Annotated in this window: 22 protein-coding genes; 9 read left to right on the top strand and 13 right to left on the bottom strand. The window is 72.4% G+C overall.

Annotated features, from left to right (window positions below):
• Positions 1–70: 70 nt before the first annotated feature.
• The 3 genes from GL259_RS26045 (at position 71) to GL259_RS26035 (ending at position 2,815) form a co-directional block, all read left to right on the top strand.
• Positions 71–250: a DUF6104 family protein gene (locus GL259_RS26045; protein ID WP_023586593.1), complete on the top strand. Its 180-nt coding sequence runs from the start codon at positions 71–73 to the stop codon at positions 248–250.
• 563 nt (positions 251–813) lie between these two features.
• Positions 814–1,776 carry a DUF4097 family beta strand repeat-containing protein gene (locus GL259_RS26040; protein WP_159535746.1) on the top strand — a complete coding sequence of 321 codons (963 nt, stop codon included), beginning with the start codon at positions 814–816 and terminating at the stop codon, positions 1,774–1,776.
• 1 nt (position 1,777) lies between these two features.
• Complete coding sequence (locus GL259_RS26035) at positions 1,778–2,815, top strand: PadR family transcriptional regulator (RefSeq protein WP_159535745.1); 1,038 nt, start codon at positions 1,778–1,780, stop codon at positions 2,813–2,815.
• A 171-nt stretch (positions 2,816–2,986) separates the two neighbouring features.
• Here the strand turns inward: GL259_RS26035 and GL259_RS26030 are convergent, their stop codons facing one another.
• From GL259_RS26030 to GL259_RS26015, 4 genes are all read right to left on the bottom strand, one after another.
• Positions 2,987–3,547 carry a Clp protease N-terminal domain-containing protein gene (locus GL259_RS26030; RefSeq protein WP_159535744.1) on the bottom strand — a complete coding sequence of 187 codons (561 nt, stop codon included), beginning with the start codon at positions 3,545–3,547 and terminating at the stop codon, positions 2,987–2,989.
• Positions 3,547–3,756 (bottom strand): HTH domain-containing protein, encoded by a 210-nt coding sequence (locus GL259_RS26025; protein ID WP_159535743.1) that lies wholly within the window; start codon positions 3,754–3,756, stop codon positions 3,547–3,549. The genes GL259_RS26030 and GL259_RS26025 overlap by 1 nt, the downstream gene beginning before the upstream one ends.
• 106 nt (positions 3,757–3,862) lie before the next feature.
• Positions 3,863–4,828: a zinc-binding dehydrogenase gene (locus GL259_RS26020; RefSeq protein ID WP_159535742.1), complete on the bottom strand. Its 966-nt coding sequence runs from the start codon at positions 4,826–4,828 to the stop codon at positions 3,863–3,865.
• Positions 4,829–5,031: 203 nt separating this feature from the next.
• On the bottom strand, positions 5,032–6,270 hold the full coding sequence (locus GL259_RS26015) for an NADP-dependent malic enzyme (protein WP_159535741.1): 1,239 nt from the start codon (positions 6,268–6,270) through the stop codon (positions 5,032–5,034).
• Between the two features lie 579 nt (positions 6,271–6,849).
• Here GL259_RS26015 and GL259_RS26010 point away from each other — a divergent pair.
• From GL259_RS26010 to GL259_RS26000, 3 genes are read left to right on the top strand one after another with little or no spacing between them, the layout of a single operon-like run.
• Positions 6,850–7,812: an ABC transporter substrate-binding protein gene (locus GL259_RS26010; protein WP_159535740.1), complete on the top strand. Its 963-nt coding sequence runs from the start codon at positions 6,850–6,852 to the stop codon at positions 7,810–7,812.
• A 32-nt stretch (positions 7,813–7,844) separates the two neighbouring features.
• Positions 7,845–8,792: an amino acid ABC transporter permease gene (locus GL259_RS26005; RefSeq protein WP_159535739.1), complete on the top strand. Its 948-nt coding sequence runs from the start codon at positions 7,845–7,847 to the stop codon at positions 8,790–8,792.
• Positions 8,789–9,550 carry an amino acid ABC transporter ATP-binding protein gene (locus GL259_RS26000; RefSeq protein ID WP_159535738.1) on the top strand — a complete coding sequence of 254 codons (762 nt, stop codon included), beginning with the start codon at positions 8,789–8,791 and terminating at the stop codon, positions 9,548–9,550. The genes GL259_RS26005 and GL259_RS26000 overlap by 4 nt, the downstream gene beginning before the upstream one ends.
• Positions 9,551–9,607: 57 nt before the next feature.
• Here GL259_RS26000 and GL259_RS25995 read toward each other — a convergent pair whose 3' ends face one another.
• Entirely contained in the window at positions 9,608–10,378 is a 771-nt protein-coding gene (locus GL259_RS25995; RefSeq protein ID WP_159535737.1) for a class I SAM-dependent methyltransferase, read from the bottom strand.
• Positions 10,379–10,478: 100 nt separating this feature from the next.
• Here GL259_RS25995 and GL259_RS25990 point away from each other — a divergent pair, with 100 nt between their 5' ends.
• A complete protein-coding gene (locus GL259_RS25990) occupies positions 10,479–11,117 on the top strand; it encodes a CGNR zinc finger domain-containing protein (RefSeq protein ID WP_159535736.1) in 639 nt (212 codons plus the stop codon).
• On the opposite strand, the gene sodX is transcribed toward GL259_RS25990, so the two are convergent.
• Positions 11,012–11,455: a nickel-type superoxide dismutase maturation protease gene (gene sodX / locus GL259_RS25985; protein ID WP_159535735.1), complete on the bottom strand. Its 444-nt coding sequence runs from the start codon at positions 11,453–11,455 to the stop codon at positions 11,012–11,014. The two genes, GL259_RS25990 and sodX, sit on opposite strands and share 106 nt — an antisense overlap.
• Positions 11,456–11,599: 144 nt before the next feature.
• Between sodX and sodN the strand changes: the two genes are divergently transcribed.
• Both sodN and GL259_RS25975 read left to right on the top strand, forming a co-directional pair.
• A complete protein-coding gene (gene sodN, locus GL259_RS25980; RefSeq protein ID WP_014674929.1) occupies positions 11,600–11,995 on the top strand; it encodes a superoxide dismutase, Ni in 396 nt (131 codons plus the stop codon).
• 170 nt (positions 11,996–12,165) lie between these two features.
• A complete protein-coding gene (locus GL259_RS25975; protein ID WP_159535734.1) occupies positions 12,166–12,915 on the top strand; it encodes a VOC family protein in 750 nt (249 codons plus the stop codon).
• Between the two features lie 136 nt (positions 12,916–13,051).
• On the opposite strand, the gene GL259_RS25970 is transcribed toward GL259_RS25975, so the two are convergent.
• From GL259_RS25970 to GL259_RS25940, 7 genes are all read right to left on the bottom strand, one after another.
• Positions 13,052–13,318 (bottom strand): hypothetical protein, encoded by a 267-nt coding sequence (locus GL259_RS25970; RefSeq protein ID WP_159535733.1) that lies wholly within the window; start codon positions 13,316–13,318, stop codon positions 13,052–13,054.
• A 146-nt stretch (positions 13,319–13,464) separates the two neighbouring features.
• Positions 13,465–14,037 (bottom strand): hypothetical protein, encoded by a 573-nt coding sequence (locus GL259_RS25965; RefSeq protein ID WP_159535732.1) that lies wholly within the window; start codon positions 14,035–14,037, stop codon positions 13,465–13,467.
• 3 nt (positions 14,038–14,040) lie between these two features.
• Positions 14,041–15,759: a cytochrome c oxidase subunit I gene (gene ctaD, locus GL259_RS25960; RefSeq protein ID WP_159535731.1), complete on the bottom strand. Its 1,719-nt coding sequence runs from the start codon at positions 15,757–15,759 to the stop codon at positions 14,041–14,043.
• Positions 15,760–15,935: 176 nt separating this feature from the next.
• Complete coding sequence (locus GL259_RS25955; protein WP_159535730.1) at positions 15,936–16,505, bottom strand: hypothetical protein; 570 nt, start codon at positions 16,503–16,505, stop codon at positions 15,936–15,938.
• Between the two features lie 148 nt (positions 16,506–16,653).
• Positions 16,654–17,289 carry a GNAT family N-acetyltransferase gene (locus GL259_RS25950; protein WP_159535729.1) on the bottom strand — a complete coding sequence of 212 codons (636 nt, stop codon included), beginning with the start codon at positions 17,287–17,289 and terminating at the stop codon, positions 16,654–16,656.
• A 306-nt stretch (positions 17,290–17,595) separates the two neighbouring features.
• Positions 17,596–18,705: a family 2 encapsulin nanocompartment cargo protein polyprenyl transferase gene (locus tag GL259_RS25945; protein WP_159535728.1), complete on the bottom strand. Its 1,110-nt coding sequence runs from the start codon at positions 18,703–18,705 to the stop codon at positions 17,596–17,598.
• Between the two features lie 129 nt (positions 18,706–18,834).
• Positions 18,835–20,241: a family 2B encapsulin nanocompartment shell protein gene (locus GL259_RS25940; RefSeq protein WP_159535727.1), complete on the bottom strand. Its 1,407-nt coding sequence runs from the start codon at positions 20,239–20,241 to the stop codon at positions 18,835–18,837.
• Between the last annotated feature and the right edge of the window lie 23 nt (positions 20,242–20,264).

Below are 20,264 nucleotides of genomic sequence, written 5' to 3'. Positions count from 1 at the left end.
TGCGCGGCCGGGCCGCATCCCCTCCCCGGGGGTGCGGCCCGGTCGTTTTCCCGCACCTATCCTTGTCCTCATGTACTTCACGGACCGTGGCATCGAGGAACTGGAGAAGCGGCGCGGCGAGGAGGAGGTCACCTTCGAGTGGCTCGCCGAGCAGCTGCGGACCTTCGTCGATCTCAACCCCGACTTCGAGGTGCCGGTGGAGCGCCTGGCGACGTGGCTGGCGCGGCTGGACGACGAGGACGAGGAGTAGACGTTCCGACGTGCCGACGTCCTGACGGGACGTCCCGGCGGACTTTTCGACGTCCCCCGGGAACGTCCCCGGGAGTCGGCCGCCCGGCCCGACCGGCGGGGCGTTTGCGGAGCGGGCGTCCTCGGAGCGGGGCGCCCTGGGGAGCCGGGGACGCGGACGATCACCGGATCCTCCGCGGGAGGGGCCCGACGAGGGCGTTCCGCGCGTTCCTGAGCGCGCTCGGCGTCGACGCGCCGGCGGTCGCGACCCCTGCCGCCGGCCCGGACGTCCGGCCCGGCGGGGAGCTGCGGTACCGGACCGTCGTCACGGGCGGGGGCGCCGCGGTGCCGTGGGCCCCGGCGGTCGGCGGGAGGCCGACGGCGGTGGGCCCGCCGGGGACGAGTCCCACGGGCGCGGCAGGGCTTCTGCGCGCGTCGGCACGGCCGTGCACCGGGCCGGTCCGCCTGTTTCGGGGGCGACCGATCACCACAACGAGTGTCTTGACTTTCCCGGGGCGCGATATATCGTGAATCACGTAAGACGCGATATGGCGCGTCGCCGGGTTCGTTCCAGGAGGTCGTCCCATGTCCGAGTGGTCCGTCGCGGAGCCCTCGAAGCTCACCTTCGACGCCCCCGTGAGCGAACTCCACGTACGCATCGTCAACGGAACGGTGAACGTGGTGGGCACCGACGAAGGTTCCGCCCGCCTTCAGGTGTCCGAGATCGAGGGACCGCCCCTGGTGGTCACCCAGAAGGACGGCACCCTCACGGTGGCCTACGACGACCTGCCGTGGAAGGGCTTCCTCAAGTGGCTGGACCGGAAGGGCTGGCGCCGCAGCGCGGTGGTCTCCCTGGCGGTTCCGGCACAGACCCGGGTCGAGGTGGGCGTGGTCGGCGCGGGCGCCGTGGTCTCCGGGATCCGGGGCCCGGCGGTGGTGAAGGGAGTCGCGGGCGACACCACCCTGGTCTCCCTCTCCGGCCCGGTCCGGGCGGATACGGTGTCCGGAAACCTGGAAGCCCAGTCGGTCACCGGTGACCTGCGCTTCACCTCCGTCTCCGGCGACCTCACGGTCGTCGAGGGATCCGGCTCCTCCGTGCGGGCGGACTCGGTCAGCGGCTCCATGATCGTGGACCTCGATCCCGACGGCCCGACCGACGTCCGGTTGACCAGCGTCTCCGGCGAGATCGCGATCCGGCTGCCGGATCCGGCGGACGCCGAGGTGGAGGCGAACACCGCGAGCGGTGCCGTCTCCAACGCCTTCGACGACCTGCGGGTGCACGGCCAGTGGGGTGCCCACAAGATCACCGGTCGTCTGGGCGCGGGCAGCGGCAAGCTGCGGGCCACCACCGTCTCCGGTTCCATCGCCCTGCTGCGCCGCCCGGCCGGGGAGGACGAGCCCGAGCCGGCGGACGGACCGGTGGACGGACCGGCGGACGGCTCGGGCAGCGGACCGCAGGACGCTTCGGGGGACAATCCTCCTACCGGCAGGGGCGAGGGCGCAGCCGACGCCCCGGCCGACGGCACGACCGACAAGAAGGTGCTCTGACATGCCTCCCGTCTTCGCCCACGGACGCCTCCGCCTGTACCTGCTGAAGCTGCTGGACGAGGCGCCGCGCCACGGCTACGAGGTGATCCGCCTCCTCGAAGAGCGTTTCCAGGGGCTGTACGCGCCGTCGGCCGGCACGGTCTACCCGCGCCTGGCCAAGCTGGAGGCGGAGGGCCTGGTCACCCACACCACCGAGGGCGGCCGCAAGGTCTACTCGATCACGGACGCCGGGCGCGCCGAACTGGCCGACCGCAGCGGTGAACTGGCCGACCTGGAACTGGAGATCAGGGAATCGGTCGCCGAGCTCGCCGCCGAGATCCGGGCCGACGTCAGCGGCGCGGCGGGCGATCTGCGCCGTGAGATGCGAGCCGCGGCGAGCAGGGCCCGCCAGAGCCACAGAAACGGGACGTCCGGCGAGGAGGAGGGCGGCCTCGGCGACTTCACGGGCCTCGGCGACAAGGACGCCTGGCGTGCCGCCAAGGAGGAGATGCGCCGCGCCAAGCAGGAGTGGAAGGACCAGGCCCGGCGCGCCAAGGACGAGAGCCGCCGCGCCCGTGAGGAGGCCCAGCGCGCCCGTCGCCAGGCCAAGGAGGCCCAGGACCGGGCGCAGGAGGAGGTGCAGCGCATCGCACGCCGGGTCCAGGAGCAGGTGCAGGACCACTTCGCCCGGGGCGACTGGCCGACGGGACTGCGCGAGGGCCTGAGCGAACTGGCCAAGGAGGTGGGCGAGTTCGGCAAGGACTTCGCCTTCGGCCGCACCGGCGCGGGGACCTCCGGCCGGACCTCCCAGCCGTCGTACTCCCACACCCCCGAGGACCTCCCCGCCGACTACACCCCGGCCTGGGCGCACGAGGGCGCCACGGACTCCACCGGTGACCCGGCCCGCGACCTGGACCGGCTGCTGGACCGCTTCCGGGACGACATCCGCGACGCGGCCCGCGACCACGGCGTCACCCCGGAGCAACTCCGCGACACCCGCCGCCATCTGTCCACGGCGGCGGCCCACATCGGGGTGATACTCCGCACGCCGAGGTCCTGAGCCCGACGGCGGGCCCCGGACCCGACGGCAGGGCGGAGCCCGGCGGCGCGGCGGGGGCCCGGCCCACCCGACGGGGGTCCGGCCCGTGCGCTTGGGCCCCGGCCCATGAGGCTGGGACCCGGCGGCACGGTCGGATCCCTCACCCGTGCCGCCGGGTGGGCTCCCTCCGCATCAGGCGCACGCCTCCCCCGCGTCGCCGAGCACCCTGGTCAGCGACGCGTGGGTCACCCCGTGGTCGGCGAGCACCTCGGCGGGGACGCCGGGACGGACGGTCAGGGCGAGGAGGATGTGTTCGTCCCCGATGTGCCGCTCGCGCCGGGCGAGGGCGACGCGCAGGGCGTTCTCCAGCACCTTCTTGGCGTCCTTGCCGAAGCTGGGGCGCCCCGGCCGCCGGCCCTCGCCCTTCCGGTCGCCCGACATCGCGCCGACGCCGTGGGCCTCCTCCACCCGGGCGACGATCTCCGAGACGTCGATGCCCAGTCCGGCGAGGGCGTCGGTCTCGGCCTGCGACAGACCGGCCCGGCGCCGCGCCTCCTCCAGGGCCCGCCGCACCGACTCCTTGCGCTCGCCGGCCCCGAGCGCCGCCAGCGCGAAGGAGGCGCGGCTGCCCTCACGCTCCAGCAGGGCGAGCAGCAGGTGCTCGGCGCCGACGGTCCGCGCCCGTGCCCCTTCGGCGCGCTCGACCGCCCCCTTCACCACCGCGCGGGCGTCCTTCGTGAACCGCTCGAACATCAATGCCTCCCGTACTTCTTGTGCACGGCCTGCCTGCTGACTCCGAGCTCGGTGGCGATCTCCTGCCACGACCAGCCCTGATGGCGCGCGTTGCGCACCTGCACGGCCTCCAGTTGTTCCAGCAGCCTGCGCAGCGCGGCGACGGCCCGCAGGCCGACCCGTGGGTCGCGGTCGCCCGCGCGCTCGGCGAGGTCGGTTGCCTCAGTCATGATGTCAACCTACGTTGACATCACCCCTACGTCAACCCCGGTTGACATGCCGACGGCCGGCCCGGAGACCCGGACCGGCCGTCGAGAGGCGCGTCGAACCCCGCCGTCAGGGATGCGTGAGCACGATCTTGCCGAACTGCTCGCCGCTCTCCATCCGTTCGAACCCCTCCCGGGCCCGGTCCATGGGCAGCACCTCGTCGATGACGGGGCGCACACCGGTGGCGGCGCAGAAGGAGAGCAGGTCCTCCAGTTCGTCCTTGGTCCCCATCGTCGACCCGACGACCTTGAGCTCCAGGAAGAAGATCCGGGTCAGCTCGGCGTGCGAGGGCCGGTCCCCGCTCGTGGCGCCGGAGATGACGAGCGTGCCGCCGGGCCGCAGCGACTTCACCGAGTGGGACCAGGTCGCGGCCCCCACGGTCTCGATGACCGCGTCGACCCGCTGCGGCAGCCGCGCACCGGACTCCAGCGCCTCCACGGCGCCCAGCTCCAGCGCCCGCTTGCGCTTGGCCTCGTCCCGGCTGGTGGCGAAGACCCGCAGGCCCGCGGCCTTCCCCAGCACGATCGCGGCCGTGGCGACTCCCCCGCCGGCCCCCTGCACCAGTACCGAATCGCCCGGGCGGACCCCGGCGTTGGTGAACAGCATCCGGTACGCGGTCAGCCAGGCCGTGGGCAGGCAGGCCGCCTCCTCGAAGGACAGCTCCTTCGGCTTGGGCAGCACGTTCCAGGTGGGCACGGCGACCTGTTCGGCGAAGGTGCCCTGGTAGCGCTCGGTCAGGATGGACCGGGGCTCCTTCGGTCCCACACCGTGGCCGCTCTGGCCGATGACCGAGTGCAGGACGACCTCGTTGCCGTCCTCGTCGACGCCGGCGGCGTCGCAGCCGAGGATCATCGGCAGTCTGTCCTCCGCGAGGCCTACGCCGCGCAGGGACCAGAGGTCGTGGTGGTTGAGGGAGGCGGCCTTGACCGTGACGGTGCTCCAGCCGGGACGGGCCTCGGGAGCCGGACGCTCTCCCGACTCCAGACCGTTGAGCGGCTGGTCGCGGTCGATCCGGGCGGCGTAGACAGCGAACATGACCTTGACGATAGGTTCCCCGCCCCGCGGAGGGAACCACGGCCCGCTGTGAGACACGCCCTCTTGCCATGGAGCCGGAACCGACTCGCCATGGAACCGGAACCGACTCGCCGTGGAGCCCGGACCGCCATCCGGCCGGCCCGGCACCCGGGCAAAAGGTCGGCCCCGTCCACCGGGGACGGGGCCGACGTGAACCGCACGCCTCAGCGGCGGGCGACGCCTTCCGCCCGGGCGGCCGCGGCCACCGCCGCCGTCACCGCGGGGGCGACCCGCTCGTCGAACGGGGACGGGATGACGTAGTCGGCGGCGAGGTCGTCCCCCACCACCGCGGCCAGCGCCTCGGCGGCGGCCAGCTTCATCCCCTCGGTGATCCGGGAGGCCCGCACCTGCAGCGCCCCCGCGAAGATCCCCGGGAACGCCAGCACGTTGTTGATCTGGTTCGGGAAGTCCGACCGCCCGGTGGCCACCACCGCCGCGTACTTGTGCGCGACCTCCGGATGCACCTCCGGGTCGGGGTTGGCCATGGCGAAGACGAACGCGCCCTCGGCCATCGACGCCACCGCCGTCTCCGGCACCGTGCCGCCGGAGACGCCGATGAAGACGTCGGCCCCGGCCAGCGCGGCCTCCAGCGAGCCGGAGAGGCCGGCCTTGTTGGTGAACGACGCCAGTTCCCGCTTGATCGGCGTGAGGTCCTCGCGGTCCCGCGACACGACGCCCTTGCGGTCGGCCACCGCGACGTCCCCGATCCCGGCCTCGACCAGCATCTTGGCGATCGCCACGCCGGCCGCGCCCGCACCCGAGATCACGGCCCGCAGATCGCCCAGCGGGCGCCCGCTCAGCCGCGCGGCGTTGCGCAGCGCCGCCAGCGTGACGACCGCCGTGCCGTGCTGGTCGTCGTGGAAGACCGGGATGTCCAGCCGCTCCTGCAGCCGCTTCTCGATCTCGAAGCACCGGGGGGCGGAGATGTCCTCCAGGTTCACCCCGCCGAAGGACGGGGCGAGCCGGACCACGGTCTCGACGATCTCGTCCACGTCGGTGCAGCTCAGGGCGATCGGGACGGCGTCCACGCCCCCGAACTGCTTGAAGAGGATCGCCTTGCCCTCCATCACCGGGAGGGAGGCCTCGGGCCCGATGTCCCCGAGCCCGAGCACGGCCGTACCGTCCGTCACGACGGCGACGACCGACGACTTCCACGTGTAGTCGTGGACGAGGTCCGGCTGCTCGGCGATCGCGCTGCACACCTTCGCGACGCCGGGCGTGTAAGCCAGGGACAGATCGTCCTTGTCGCGGACCGGCACGGTGGCCTGCACGGCCATCTTGCCGCCGCGGTGCAGCGCGAACGCCGGGTCGAAGGAATCGAGGGGCTCTGCCCCGCTCTCCCGCTCCGTATGACCCGGCAGGCTTTCGCTGTCGCTGCGAGGATTGACAATCTCCGCTGCCACTTGGTTTTACCCCTTAAGTGTTTCGGTTTGAGGGTTGCCGCTCCTGGTGAGGAACGGGCGGGACCGCGCAAGGCCCGGAGGGTTGATGCGTACGGGCCGAACACGACGGGCGCGCCGCACACGCGCCCTGATCCCCGGATGAGGGGTGTAAAGAACCTTCTTACCGGACGGACGCCGTCGGCGACGAGTCCATAACGCGAAGGTCACATGACGGCGTCCGGAATCATCGCCCGATATCAGGACAAGACCTGGACGAACTCCCGGCAAGCCCACAAGTGCAGCAAAGGGCACGGCGAACACGTCCGCATCCCGGGATATGCCGAAGATCTTCCGGCTGGAATGCTTGATTCCCGCAGAGTCTCCGGTCGTGATGTACCGGAGTGGTGCGGTTCGAGCGTCACCCGTTATCCGATTTTGACATCGCGAGCCCCCTGAATAGCTCAGTCCGAATGGCAAGATGCGGTAATCACACGAGGTCGCGACACTCGAAGGCGTGTGCTCTCGTCGACCCGCGGCGACGCCGCACAGGCAGTCGCCGGCCCCATCGGCAACTCCACCCATCCGCCGGAGGAACCCACCATGACCGCAAGCACCACCCGTCGTACCACCGCCGCGCAGTCCCGGCTAGCAGCGGTCGGCGCGATCGCGGTCGCAGGCGCACTGCTTCTCACCGGCTGCGGTGACCAGACCAAGGACAACGGCTCCGGCAGCACCGACACCACGTCCGCCGCCGCGGCCCCGCTCGCCGACAAGCTGCCCCAGGCGATCCGTGACAAGGGCGTCATCAAGGTCGGTTCGGACATCGCCTACGCTCCGGTCGAGTTCAAGGACGACTCCGGCAAGACGGTCGGCATCGACCCCGACCTCGCGGCCGCCATGGGCAAGCAGCTCGGCGTGACGTTCGAGTTCGAGAACGGCACCTTCGACACCCTGATCACGGGTCTGCGCTCCAAGCGGTACGACATCGCCATGTCCGCGATGACCGACACCAAGGACCGCCAGGAGGGCATCGACTCCGAGACCGGCAAGAAGGTCGGCGAGGGCGTCGACTTCGTCGACTACTTCACGGCCGGCGTGTCGATCTACACCAAGAAGGGCGACGACCAGGGCATCAAGACCTGGTCCGACCTGTGCGGCAAGAAGGTCGTGCTGCAGCGCGGCACGGTCTCCGAGGACCTCGCCAAGGCCGAGAACGAGAAGTGCCCGAAGGGCCAGAAGATCTCCATCGAGTCCTTCGACAACGACCAGCAGGCCCAGACCCGTCTGCGCGCGGGCGGCGCCGACGCCGGTTCCTCCGACTTCCCGGTCGCCGCGTACGCCGTGAAGACCTCCGGCGGCGGCAACGACTTCCAGCTGGTCGGCGAGCAGGTCGAGGCCGCCCCGTACGGCATCGCGGTCGCCAAGAACAACGCCGAGCTGCGTGACGCCCTCAAGGCCGCGCTGGACGCCATCATCGAGAACGGCGAGTACCAGAAGATCATGGAGAAGTGGGGCGTCGCGGAGGGCGCCGTCGAGGAAGCCACCATCAACGGCGGCAAGTGACCGCGGCCGAGCGGCACTGAAAGGCAACACCCGTGACTGTTGACATCGACAAGACGACGGGTCCGGCCGACACTCCCCCGGCCGGACCGGAGGCCATCAAGGCCATCCCGGTCCGGCACTACGGGCGGTACGTCTCCGCCGTCGTCGCGCTCGCCCTGCTGGGCGGGGTCATCTACGCGTTCTCCCAGGGCCAGATCAACTGGGGGACGATCCCGGACTACTTCTTCGACGACCGCGTCCTCAGCGGTGTCGGCAAGACGCTGCTGATCACCGTGCTCGCCATGGCGATCGGCATCTTCGGCGGCATCATGCTCGCCGTGATGCGCCTGTCGAAGAACCCTGTGACCTCGGCGATCGCGTGGTTCTACATCTGGTTCTTCCGCGGCACCCCGGTCCTGGTGCAGCTGGTGGTCTGGTTCAACCTGGGCCTGGTCTTCGAGTACATCAACCTCGGGCCGTTCTACAAGGACGAGTGGTCGGACTTCATGACCCCGTTCCTGACGGCGCTGCTGGGCCTCGGCCTCAACGAGGCCGCGTACATGGCGGAGATCTGCCGGGCCGGCCTGCTCGCGGTCGACGAGGGGCAGACCGAGGCGTCGCACGCGCTGGGCATGAGCCACGCCAAGACGCTGCGCCGGATCGTCATCCCGCAGGCGATGCGCGTGATCGTGCCGCCGACGGGCAACGAGGTCATCAACATGCTGAAGACGACCTCGCTGGTCTCGGTCGTCCAGTACTCCGAGTTGTTCCGCGTGGCACAGGACATCGGTCAGACCTCCGGCGCCCCGGCCGAGATGCTGTTCCTGGCGGCGGCCTGGTACCTGCTGCTGACCTCGGTCTTCAGCGTCGGCCAGTACTACCTGGAGCGCTACTACGCGAAGGGTTCCACGCGTCAGCTGCCGGCGACGCCGTGGCAGAAGGTGAAGGCGAACATGCTGTCGCTGTCGAACCGCTCCCGCACGGGAGGTGGCACCGCATGACCCTCATGGTGAAGGCCGAGGGCGTCCACAAGTCCTTCGGCCTCGTAGAGGTCCTCAAGGGCATCGACCTGGAGGTCAAGAAGGGCGAGGTGTTCTGCCTCATCGGCCCTTCCGGCTCCGGCAAGTCCACCTTCCTCAGGTGCATCAACCACCTCGAGAAGATCAACGCCGGGCGTCTGTACGTCGACGGCGAGCTCGTCGGCTACCGCCAGAAGGGCGACAAGCTGTACGAGCTCAAGGACAGCGAGGTCGCCCTGAAGCGCCGGGACATCGGCATGGTCTTCCAGCGCTTCAACCTGTTCCCGCACATGACGGCCGTCGAGAACGTCATGGAGGCGCCGGTCCAGGTCAAGGGCGTGAGCAAGGCGCAGGCCAAGGAGCGCGCGATGCAGCTCCTGGAGCGCGTGGGCCTCGGCGACAAGGCCGGGAACTACCCCTCGCAGCTCTCCGGTGGCCAGCAGCAGCGCGTGGCGATCGCCCGGGCGCTGGCCATGGACCCGAAGCTGATGCTGTTCGACGAGCCGACCTCGGCCCTCGACCCGGAGCTGGTCGGTGACGTCCTCGACGTCATGCGCGACCTCGCCGAGTCCGGCATGACGATGGTCGTCGTCACCCACGAGATGGGCTTCGCCCGCGAGGTGGGCGACAGCCTGGTCTTCATGGACGGCGGCGTGGTGGTCGAGTCGGGCAACCCGCGCGACGTCCTGACCGACCCGCAGCACGAGCGCACGAAGGCGTTCCTGTCCAAGGTGCTCTGAGCCGATGCGCGAAGGGGCGGTACGGAGTCCGTACCGCCCCTTCGCGTTCCCCTCCGGCTACTTCAGCGCGAGCAGCAGGGTGTCCGAGGGCGAGCACCACACCGGCCGCGCCTCGCCGAAGCCCTTCTCCCGGAGCACGCGCGCGTGCCAGGCCGCGGACGGCGCGTCGCCGTCGGCGTGGTCGCCGTAGATCTCGAAGCGGCGGGCCGTGGGCTCGGCGAGGACCGGGTCCTTGGCCGCGAGCTGCCACCACTCGGTCCAGTCGAGGGCGCCGTCCCGCTTGGCCCGGTCCTGCCGGGCGTGGCGCCGGGCACGCTCGGCCGCGTTGATCCGGGGCGTGGTCTCGTCGATCATGTGGTCCGCGTTCATGAAGACACCGCCGTCGCGGACCAGGCCCGCGACGTGCCCGTAGAGGTCCGCGAGAGGTTCCCGGTGCAGCCAGTGGAGGGCGGTCGCGGTCAGCACGGCGTCGTAGGAGTCGTGCGGCAGCGCCGCCGCCCAGTCGGGGTCCTTGAGGTCGGCGGTGACGAGGGTGACCCGCTCGTCGCCCGCGAAGGTGCCCTCGGCGATGGCGAGCAGCGCCGGGTCCAGGTCGACGCCGGTGCTGGTGGCGTCCGGGAACCGGGCGAGCAGCCGGGCCGTGATACTTCCCGTGCCGCACGCGAGGTCCAGCACGCGCGGGGAGGTGCCGACGAGGGCCTCCACCATGTCGAGCATGACCCGGAACCGCTCCTCGCGGTCGGGCATGTACCACTCCTGCTGCCGGTCCCAGCTCTCCTGCCAGGCGTGCCAGTCGGCGGCGGCCGTGGTGGCGTCCGCGTCCGTCATCGAGCCCCTCCCTCACGCACGTCACGTAATACCCTGGAAGCACGATCGTCTGTTACCCGACCGCACGCACGACCATAGAGCCCCTGCGTAAGGACTACAAGTGGAACTGGCCTATTACTCGGACTATGCCGTACGTCTCGTCAACACCGAGGAACCGGCCCGGGGGAAGGACGCCCTGACGTCGATCGACGCGGTCCGCGACCTCTTCGGGGGCAACCAGTCGGCGGCGCGCCGCGCGACCGAGGCGGACGTGACCCGGTTCCGCTCGGTGCGGGCCCGGCTGCGCGCGGTCTTCGAGGCGGCGGACGGCGGCGACGAGACGCTCGCCGTGGACCTGCTGAACTCGCTGCTGCTGGAGTTCCCGGTGAGCCCGCAGATCTCCGGGCACGACTTCCGGGACGACGACGGCAGCCCGCTGTGGCACATGCACCTGGCCGACCACCCGTCCAACGCGACCGCCGGTTACGCCGCCATCGCGGCGATGGGCCTGGCCTTCCACCTCACCGAGTACGGCGTGGACCGCCTCGGCCTGTGCGAGGCGCCGCCCTGCCGCAACGCCTACCTGGACACCTCGACCAACCGCTCCCGGCGCTACTGCTCCGACCGCTGCGCCACCCGCGCCAACGTGGCGGCCTACCGCGCCCGCAAACGCCTGGAGGCCGACCGGGCCGACCGCCCGGAGAACACCGGCCGGGCCGCCGACAGCGCCCACACCACCACGGCCGGCAAGGAGCGCTGAGCCGGCCTGCGCGGCCGGTACCGGAAGCGGACCCTGCCGAGCACCAGCTCGTCGGGGACGACTCCGTAGTCGGTGCTGTCGCCCCCGGCGTACGTGTTGTCGCCGAGCACCCACCAGCCGCCCTCGCGCCGCTCCGCGGCCCGCTTCACGACGAGCAGGTCCTGCTGGAACGGATGCCGCAGCACGATCACGTCGCCGCGTTTGACCCGGGCCCCGTAGTGCACCAGGAGCCGGTCCCCGTGGTACAGCGTGGGCACCATGGACGGCCCCGTCACCTCGGCCACCCCGAAGGGCAGCGGCGCCCTCACCCGCTCGGCGTCCTGCGACAGCTCCGGCATCACCCGGCACCTCCCCGTCTTTCCTCCACCAGTCCCAGTCTGACCCCGGACTTTTGTCCTAAGCCCACGGGGGCACTCGCGAAAACCGCTCCGCCACGGAGTAATGTCCCCTGTGAGAAGACGATCACGAGGAAGGAATGCTCCATGCTTTCCCGCCTGTTTGCCCCCAAGGTCAAGGTCAGCGCGCACTGCGACCTGCCCTGCGGTGTGTACGACCCTGCCCAGGCCCGCATCGAGGCGGAGTCGGTGAAGGCCGTCCAGGAGAAGATGGCCGGCAACGACGACCCGCACTTCCAGGCGCGTGCCACCGTCATCAAGGAGCAGCGCGCGGAGCTCGCGAAGCACCACGTCTCCGTGCTCTGGAGCGACTACTTCAAGGCCCCGCACTTCGAGAAGTACCCGGAGCTGCACCAGCTGGTCAACGACACCCTGAAGGCCCTCTCGGCCGCCAAGGCGTCGACCGACCCGGCGACCGGCCAGAAGGCGCTGGACTACATCGCCCAGATCGACAAGATCTTCTGGGAGACCAAGAAGGCCTGACCCGGCCGACCCTTTCACGACGACCGGCGATCGGTGCACCATCGCGGGTCAGCGGGCACCCCGAGGGGCCCGGCCGGCTGCCGTCCGGCCGGGCCCCTCCGGCGTCCCCGGCGGTGTGCGGGTGCTTCCGGGCCCCCGCCGGCGAGCCGTACGGGTCCTAGGATCGGGTGATGGACATCCGCTGGACGTACGCGTTCATCGACCGGCCCGCCCCCCACGCCGACCGGGCGGGAGAGTTCTGGACGGCCGTCACGGGGACGCGGCGGTCCGCGGCCCGCGGGGACGGCGGGGAGTTCACGACCCTGCTGGCGGACGGCTCCGATGCCTGCGTCAAGGTGCAGGGGGTCGCCTCGGGCGGGGGCGGCGCCCACCTCGACCTCTGCGTGGACGACGTGGCGGGGTTCGCCGCGTCGGCGCTGCGGCTGGGCGCGGGAACCGTCGCCGAGCACGACGGGTGGGCCGTACTGCGGTCGCCCGCCGGGCAGTTGTTCTGCGCGGTGCCCTGGCACGGGGAGTCGGTCCGGCCGCCCGTGGTGCGGGGCAGCCGGCTGGACCAGGTGTGCGTCGACGTCCCCCCGTCCGCCTACGACGCCGAGGTCGCCTTCTGGGGCGGGCTGCTGCCCGGCTGGGACGCGCCGCCCGCCCTGCTCCCGGAGTTCCACGTGCTCATGCCACCGGCCGGACTGCCCGTGCGCCTCCTGCTCCAGCGGCTGGAGGAGGAACGGCCCGTCTCCGCCCACCTGGACCTCGCGTGCGCGGACGTCGGCGTGACCCGGGCACGGCACGAGGAGCTCGGCGCCACGTTCGCGGCCGCGTTCGACCACTGGACGGTGATGCGCGATCCGGCGGGCGGCACGTACTGCCTGACCGGCCGCGATCCGGAGACCGGCCGACCGCCCGGCCGGCCCGGCGGGTCCTGACCGGGCCGTCGCGCACACTCAGGCGCGGGCCGCCCGGCCGTCCCCGGTACGTCCCCGGCGCGCGGTTCCGGGCCGGGGGCGCATCCCGCGGCGCGGACCCCCGCTCACCACGCCCCACGCCGACCGGCCCGCTCCGTCAGGCGTTCCCCGCGGTGGTCCGCCCCGGCTCCTGCGCGGGCGCGGCTCCCTCGGAGCCTCCGGATCCTGCGGGCCCCGTGGCGCGCCGGGCGTCCTCCGCCCGGCCGGTCCCGCCGGGTTCCCGGGCGACGTGGACCTCGCACTTCGGGTTGCGGCACGGTCCCCGCACCCACACCGGCACCCACGCGCCCAGCGTCTTGTGGCGCCGGACGACCCTGTCCACCGGCTGTCCGCAGGCGGGACAGACGGGTTGTTCGCTGCCCATGCCCTCAGAGTAGGCCCGTCGGCGGTCCGGCGCTTCCTGCCGTCCGTCCGCACCACCGCGGGAGGGCGCGGTCCCCGGGCGTTTCCGTCCCGAGGAGGCCGAGGAGCTCCCCGGGCGGGGAGCACGGCCGACGCGTCACCGGGACGCTACCCCGGACGCCGTCCGCGGTCCGCCGCGGTGCGGCGGGACGTACGGGTGTGCCGGACGGCGAGCGCGAGGAAGAGGCCCACGACCGCGGCGGGGACGGCGACCACCGCCACGGGGAGTGCGGTGGCCGCCGTCCCGTACCGGCCGCCCCCGGCCCCCAGGGCCGCCGCCAGGGCGGCTCCCGCCGCCGGTCCGGCGACGACCAGGCCGGCGACCGCTCCGCGGGGACGGTACGGGTCGGCGGGCAGCGGCCCGTGCGGCAGCTGCGCCCACTGCCGGGCCGCCTCCCGCCGCTCACCGGCGCGCCGCACGGCGGCACGGATCCGCAGGGCGACGGCGGCCGGGCCGCCCGCGGCCGCCACGGCCCCCGGCACCCACCACGCCGTGGTCACGAGCAGTGCCAGGGCGACCGTCCCGAGCGTGCCCCAGCCGGTCAGGCAGGCGAGCGCCGCGGTGCGGCGGGACAACGGCCGGTCGGCTCCGGCCCGCAGGTCGGCGAACGCCGGCAGGTACCAGACGCAGCCGGCGGCCGTCACCACCGCGCACCCCAGGGCCGGAACGGGCTGCGGCACGGTTCACCCCGCCGTCTCGAGCGCGGCGGTCCCCGGGTGGTGCAGGTCGAACGCCGGGGACTCGCTGCGGATCTTCGGCAGGGTGAGGAAGTTGTGCCGCGGGGGCGGGCAGGAGGTCGCCCACTCCAGGGAGCGGCCGTAGCCCCAGGGGTCGTCGACGCCGACCGGCTCGCCGTACCTGGCCGTCTTCCAGACGTTGTGGAAGAACGGCAGCACCGACAGGCCGAGCAGGAACGACCCGATCGAGGAAAGGGTGTTCAGGGCGGTGAAGCCGTCGGCCGCCAGGTAGTCGGCGTACCGGCGCGGCATGCCCTCGGCACCCAGCCAGTGCTGGACCAGGAAGGTGCCGTGGAAGCCGGTGAACAGCGTCCAGAAGGTGATCTTGCCCAGGCGCTCGTCGAGCATCTTGCCGGTGAACTTCGGCCACCAGAAGTGGAAGCCGGCGAACATCGCGAACACCACCGTGCCGAAGACCACGTAGTGGAAGTGCGCCACCACGAAGTACGAGTCCGTGACGTGGAAGTCCAGCGGCGGCGCGGCCAGGAGCACACCGGTCAGACCTCCGAACAGGAAGGTGACCATGAAGCCCAGGGACCACAGCATCGGCGTCTCGAAGCTCAGCGAGCCCTTCCACATGGTGCCGATCCAGTTGAAGAACTTCACCCCGGTCGGGATCGCGATCAGGAAGGTCATGAAGGAGAAGAACGGCAGCAGCACACCGCCGGTGGCGTACATGTGGTGCGCCCACACCGTGACGGAGAGGCCGGCGATGGCGATGGTGGCGCCGATCAGGCCCATGTAGCCGAAGATCGGCTTGCGGGAGAAGACCGGGACGACCTCGCTGACGATGCCGAAGAACGGCAGCGCCAGGATGTAGACCTCGGGGTGCCCGAAGAACCAGAACAGGTGCTGCCACAGCAGCGCACCGCCGTTGGCCGGGTCGAAGACGTGGCTGCCGAACTTCCGGTCGCACTCCAGCGCGAACAGCGCCGCGGCCAGCACCGGGAACACGATCAGCACCAGCAGCGCCGTCAGCAGCACGTTCCAGGTGAAGACCGGCATGCGGAACATCGTCATGCCCGGGGCGCGCATGCAGATGATCGTGGTGATGAAGTTGACCGCGCCCAGGATCGAGCCGAACCCGGACAGGGCCACGCCCATGATCCACAGATCGGCGCCGATGCCCGGCGAGTAGACCTCGTTGGACAGCGGGGCGTACAGGAACCAGCCGAAGTCGGCGGCTCCGCCCGGGGTGAGGAAACCGGCGGCCGCGATCGTGGAGCCGAACAGGAACAGCCAGAGGGCCAGCATGTTCAGCCGCGGGAACGCCACGTCGGGCGCGCCGATCTGCAGCGGCATGATCCAGTTGGCGAAGCCGGTGAACAGCGGCGTCGCGAACATCAGCAGCATGATCGTGCCGTGCATCGTGAACGCCTGGTTGAACTGCTCGTTCGACATGATCTGCAGACCCGGCCGGGCCAGCTCCGCGCGCATCACCAGCGCCATGAGCCCGCCGACGACGAAGAACACGAACGCGCTGACCAGGTACAGCGTCCCGATCTTCTTGTGGTCGGTGGTCGTCAGCCAGTCCACCCACGCGGCCCGGCGCACCGCGGGCGCCCCCGCGGCGGTCCCCTCCCGTGCGGCGGTCCCCGCGCCCGGCACGGGACGTGTCCGCCCGTCCTTCGCGGTCCTGGCGTTCTCCATGCGTATCTCGTCCACCGGACGTCTTCCTCCCCATCCTGTTCCGCGCGCCCATGATCAGCGGCGGGACGGGGGGGTCCACATGGGCCGAACAGTCCCTGCGGGGGACCTCGGCGGGGACCGATGGTCCCTGTCCCCACCGGTCGCCGGGCGGGTCCGGCGACCGCCGGTACGGCCGGAGCGGCGCGCGGTGATCAGCGGGGTGGCGCCGCCCGTCGCCGCGGTCCGCGTTCCGCGCCGGTCGCGGGCATCGCCTCCCGGGCGGCTCCCGCGGGCCACACGACCTCCACGCGGACGCCGTGCGCGCGGGCGTACGTCACCAGGTGGGCCGTGGCGTCGCGGCCGTCGGACGGGGAACCGTCCCAGACGGCGAGGAGGAGACCGCTGGAGGCGACCAGCCGCTCGTCCGCGCCGACACAGGAGTCACGGTCGACCGGGTCGTACGACAGCAGCCGCACCTGGTCGGCGAGGGTCAGCAGTTCGCCGGTCGCCATCCGGTCGCGCCGGGGCGGCATGACGGGCACCCCGTTCCGCGTGGGGATCACCACGGCCAGCGGGCACCCCGACGCCCGCGCGGCCCGGCCGGACGCCAGCGGTGCCCCCGCGCCGGAACGCACCGTGGCCACGGCCCTCGCGGGGCGCCGCGCCAGCCGCGCCCGCAGCGCGGACTCCACCAGCGCGAGCGTGTCCGGGGTCAGATCGGCGTGCCCGACCACCGCGATGTCCCCGCTCGCCGTCCCGTCGTCGCCCACCGCCGCGCTCATCCCGCCCCTGGCCGCCCTCGTCGTCCGCCGCCCCGCCGGCCCCTCGGGGCGTCGGCGGGCGTTCTTCGCGAGGCCAGTGAAGCCGGGACGCGCGTCGGCGACCAGGGCCGAACGTCCCTGCCGGGGGCGGGGACGAGGGCGCGGGAGGTCACCCGCCCAGCCCGTCCCGCGAACCGGCCGTCCGGGGCTCGCGCCACATGGGCCACATGCACGGGCCGTCCGGGAGGGCCAGGGGTGCACCGGCCGGGGCGAAGCCGAGGCGCTCGTACAGTCGGCGGCTGCGTTCGCTGCTCGCCTCGAGATAGGCCGGCCGCCCCTCCCGGTCGCAGCGGTCGAGGGCCGAACCGATCAGCGCGGTGCCGAGTCCCTCGCCCTGGCGGGCGGGCGCGACGCCGATCATCCACAGGTACTCGTGGGCCCGCCCCGAGGGATGGACGCCCGCCGTCAGCCGGCCGATCAGCTCCACGCGCTCGTTCCCCGGGTCGACGGCCCGGCGCACCTGTGCCGGGCCGTCGTCGTCCGCCCCGCCGTCACCGTCCCCGTGGCCGTCCGCGGGGACGGACATCCACAGCGCGCACGCCGATCCGTCCTCGGTGACGTCGATGCGCCCCTCGGCGAGCACGATCCCGGTGAACGCGGCCATGAGCCTGTGGTGCGTCGTACGGCGGTACTCCTCGCCGGGGAAGACCCAGCCGCTCACCGGGTCGTCCTGGAACGCCTCGTCCAGGAGCCGGACGACCAGCTCCCGGTCCTCGTCCCCAGCCGTCCGGATCGCCACGCCCATGTCCGCCCCTTCGCCCCAACCTTCACCGACCGTACGGGTGTTGAGCCTAACGGGGCGCCCCGGCGGCCGCGTCCCGGAGGCGGGCGCGGGCGCACGGAACCGGACCGGTCCGGACGGGACCGGTGGCGTGGGGAGGGCGGGCCCCGCACCTCGTGGGGGAGTGCGGGACCCGCCGGACCGGAGCCACGGAGGCCGTGCGGGGTCAGGAGCCGCACGGTTCCGGTGGGTCCGGGGACAGGGCGACGGCCGCACGGGGACGGCCGGGGACACCTGCTCCGGTACCCCTCGGCCGTCCCCGGCGAGCCGTCAGGTGCCGCGCCGCGTCACGAACTCGGCCAGGGCCAGCAGCCCGCCCGCCGCCTCCGGGTCGGGTACCGCGCGGGCCACTTCCTGCATCGCGCGGGCCATCCGGTCGGCCGCCTCGGCCTGCGCCCAGTCACGGCCGCCCGCGCGTTCCACGGTCAGGGTGATCCGCTCCAGGTCCTCCTCCCGGTGCGCACGCGCGTACAGGACGGCGAGTTCGGCGGCCGCCGGGGTCCCCGAGGCGAGCGCGGCGACCACCGGCAGCGACTTCTTGCGGGCGGCCAGATCCGCTCCGGCCGGCTTGCCGGTGCGGCGGGGGTCGCCCCATATGCCGATCACGTCGTCGATGAGCTGGAAGGCCAGTCCCGCCTCGCGGCCGAACGCGTCCAGGGCCGCCACGTCCGCGTCCCCGGCCTTCGCGTACAGCGCACCGATCGCGCAGGCGCATCCGAGCAGGGCCCCGGTCTTGGCCTCGGCCATGGCCAGCGTCTCGGCGAGGGTGACCTCGCCGGGACCGCGCCGCTCCATGGCCGTGTCCGCGTGCTGCCCCGCGCACAGCTCGACGACACAGTCCGCGAGCCGGGCCGCGGCGGCCGGGGCCGCCGGGTGCGTGTCCTCGGCGAGCAGCCGCAGGGCGAGCGCCTGGAGGGTGTCCCCGGCGAGGATCGCGTCGGCGTCGCCGAACAGCGTCCACGCCGTGGGGCGGTGGCGGCGGGTGGCGTCCCGGTCCATCACGTCGTCGTGCAGCAGCGTGAAGTTGTGGACCAGTTCCACCGCGGCCGCCGCCCGTACGGCCGCCGTCCGGGCCTCGGGCCCGCCCAGGGCGGAGGCCGCGGCGAGCACCAGGGCGGGGCGGATCGCCTTTCCCGGACTCCCCTCGGCCGGAGTGCCGTCCGCGTGTTCCCAGCCGAAGTGGTACAGCGCGATCCGGCGCATCGGGCCGGGCAGCGAGTCGAGGGCGGCCCGCAGCACGGGGTGGACCGCGGCCCGCGCCCGCTCCAGCAACGCCGTCGCCTCGTGCCCCTCGCCGGGGTGCTGCTCCGGCTCCGTCGTGCGCGGTGCCGGGCGCTCCGCCGCGGACCCCGTTCTCGGCTCCGTCACGGACTTCGTCATCGACTCACCCCCGGGACCGGCTCGTGGAACGGAGGGACGGCGTCTGCGCCGCCGCCGGGCACGTACCCCCGAGGTCTACCCGCCCGGACGGGCGGGGACACGGCGGGCGCACCGGGAGCTCGCGGACGGTCACCGCCAACGGCCGATCTCGACGTTCTCCAGGACACCGAGCGCGTCCGGTACCAGGACCGCGGCCGAGTAGTAGGCCGTGACCAGGTACTTGATGATGGCTTGTTCGTTGATGCCCATGAACCGCACGGACAGGCTCGGCTCGATCTCGTCGGGGATCCCCGCGGCCCGCAGCCCGATGACGCCCTGGTCCTCCTCACCGGTGCGCAGGGCGATGATGGAGGTCGTCCGGGCCTCGGTCACCGGGATCTTGTTGCACGGGAAGATCGGCACGCCCCGCCAGGTGGGGATGCGGTTGCCGCCCATGTCGATGGTCTCCGGGACGAGTCCCCGCTTGTTGAGCTCGCGGCCGAACGCGGCGATCGCGCGCGGGTGGGCGAGGAGCAGCCGGGTGCCGCGCCGCCGGCTGAGCAGTTCGTCCATGTCGTCGGGGCTCGGCACGCCGTCGTGCGGCTGGATCCGCTGGTCGTACTCGCAGTTGTGGAGCAGGCCGAAGTCGCGGTTGTTGACGAGTTCGTGCTCCTGACGCTCCTTCAGCGCCTCGACGGTCAGCCGGATCTGCTGTTCCGTCTGGTTCATGGGCTGGTTGTAGAGATCGGCCACGCGCGTGTGGATGCGCAGCACGGTCTGGGCGACGCTGAGCTCGTACTCGCGCGGCCTGGCCTCGTAGTCGACGAAGGTGTGCGGGATGTCCGGCTCCCCGGTGTGACCGGACGCGAGGTCGATCTCCTTCTCCCCGTACCTGTTCGTGCGCTGCCCGGGGACCGTGCGGATCCGCCGCAGCTGCTCGCGCAGGGTCCCGGACCGTTCGGCGATCTGGACGACGGCCTCGCGGGGCAGGGTGAGCACGGTGCAGGCGGTGAGCGTGCGCGCCGTGTACTCCCAGATGGCGTCCTCGTCCAGCAGCGCGTGGTCGCCGAAGTAGGCGCCGTCGGCGAGCACGCCGAGGGACTCGTCCTCGCCGTAGGGGCCGGTGCCGACCTTCTCCACCCTGCCGTGCGCCAGCAGGTACACCTCGTCGGCCGGGCTGCCGAACGAGGCGATCACCTGGCCCGCCCCGATCTCCCGCTGCCGGCAGCGGGCGGCCAGCTCGGACAGCACCTCCTCGTCGTCGTACGACCGCAGGGCCGGCAGCTCGCCCAGTTCCGCGGGGATGACCTCGACGCGGTCACCGGTCTTCACGAACGTCATCCGGCCGTCGCCCACGGCGTACGTCAGCCGCCGGTTGACGCGGTAGGTGCCGCCCTGCACATCGACCCAGGGCAGCATGCGCAGCAGCCAGCGCGAGCTGATCTCCTGCATCTGCGGCACGGACTTGGTCGTGGTGGCCAGGTTCCGCGCGGCCGCCGTGCCGAGGCTCTGCTGTTGCCTGGCCTGCTCCGCGCCGACCTCTTCGCCTACCGACATAGAGAATTGTCCTCCCCGGTTGT

Origin of the sequence: Streptomyces sp. Tu 3180 (assembly GCF_009852415.1) — a bacterium.
Classification (GTDB): domain Bacteria; phylum Actinomycetota; class Actinomycetes; order Streptomycetales; family Streptomycetaceae; genus Streptomyces.
The sequence above is the reverse complement of the archived record's forward strand: the minus strand, read 5'-3'. Positions and strand labels throughout refer to the sequence as shown.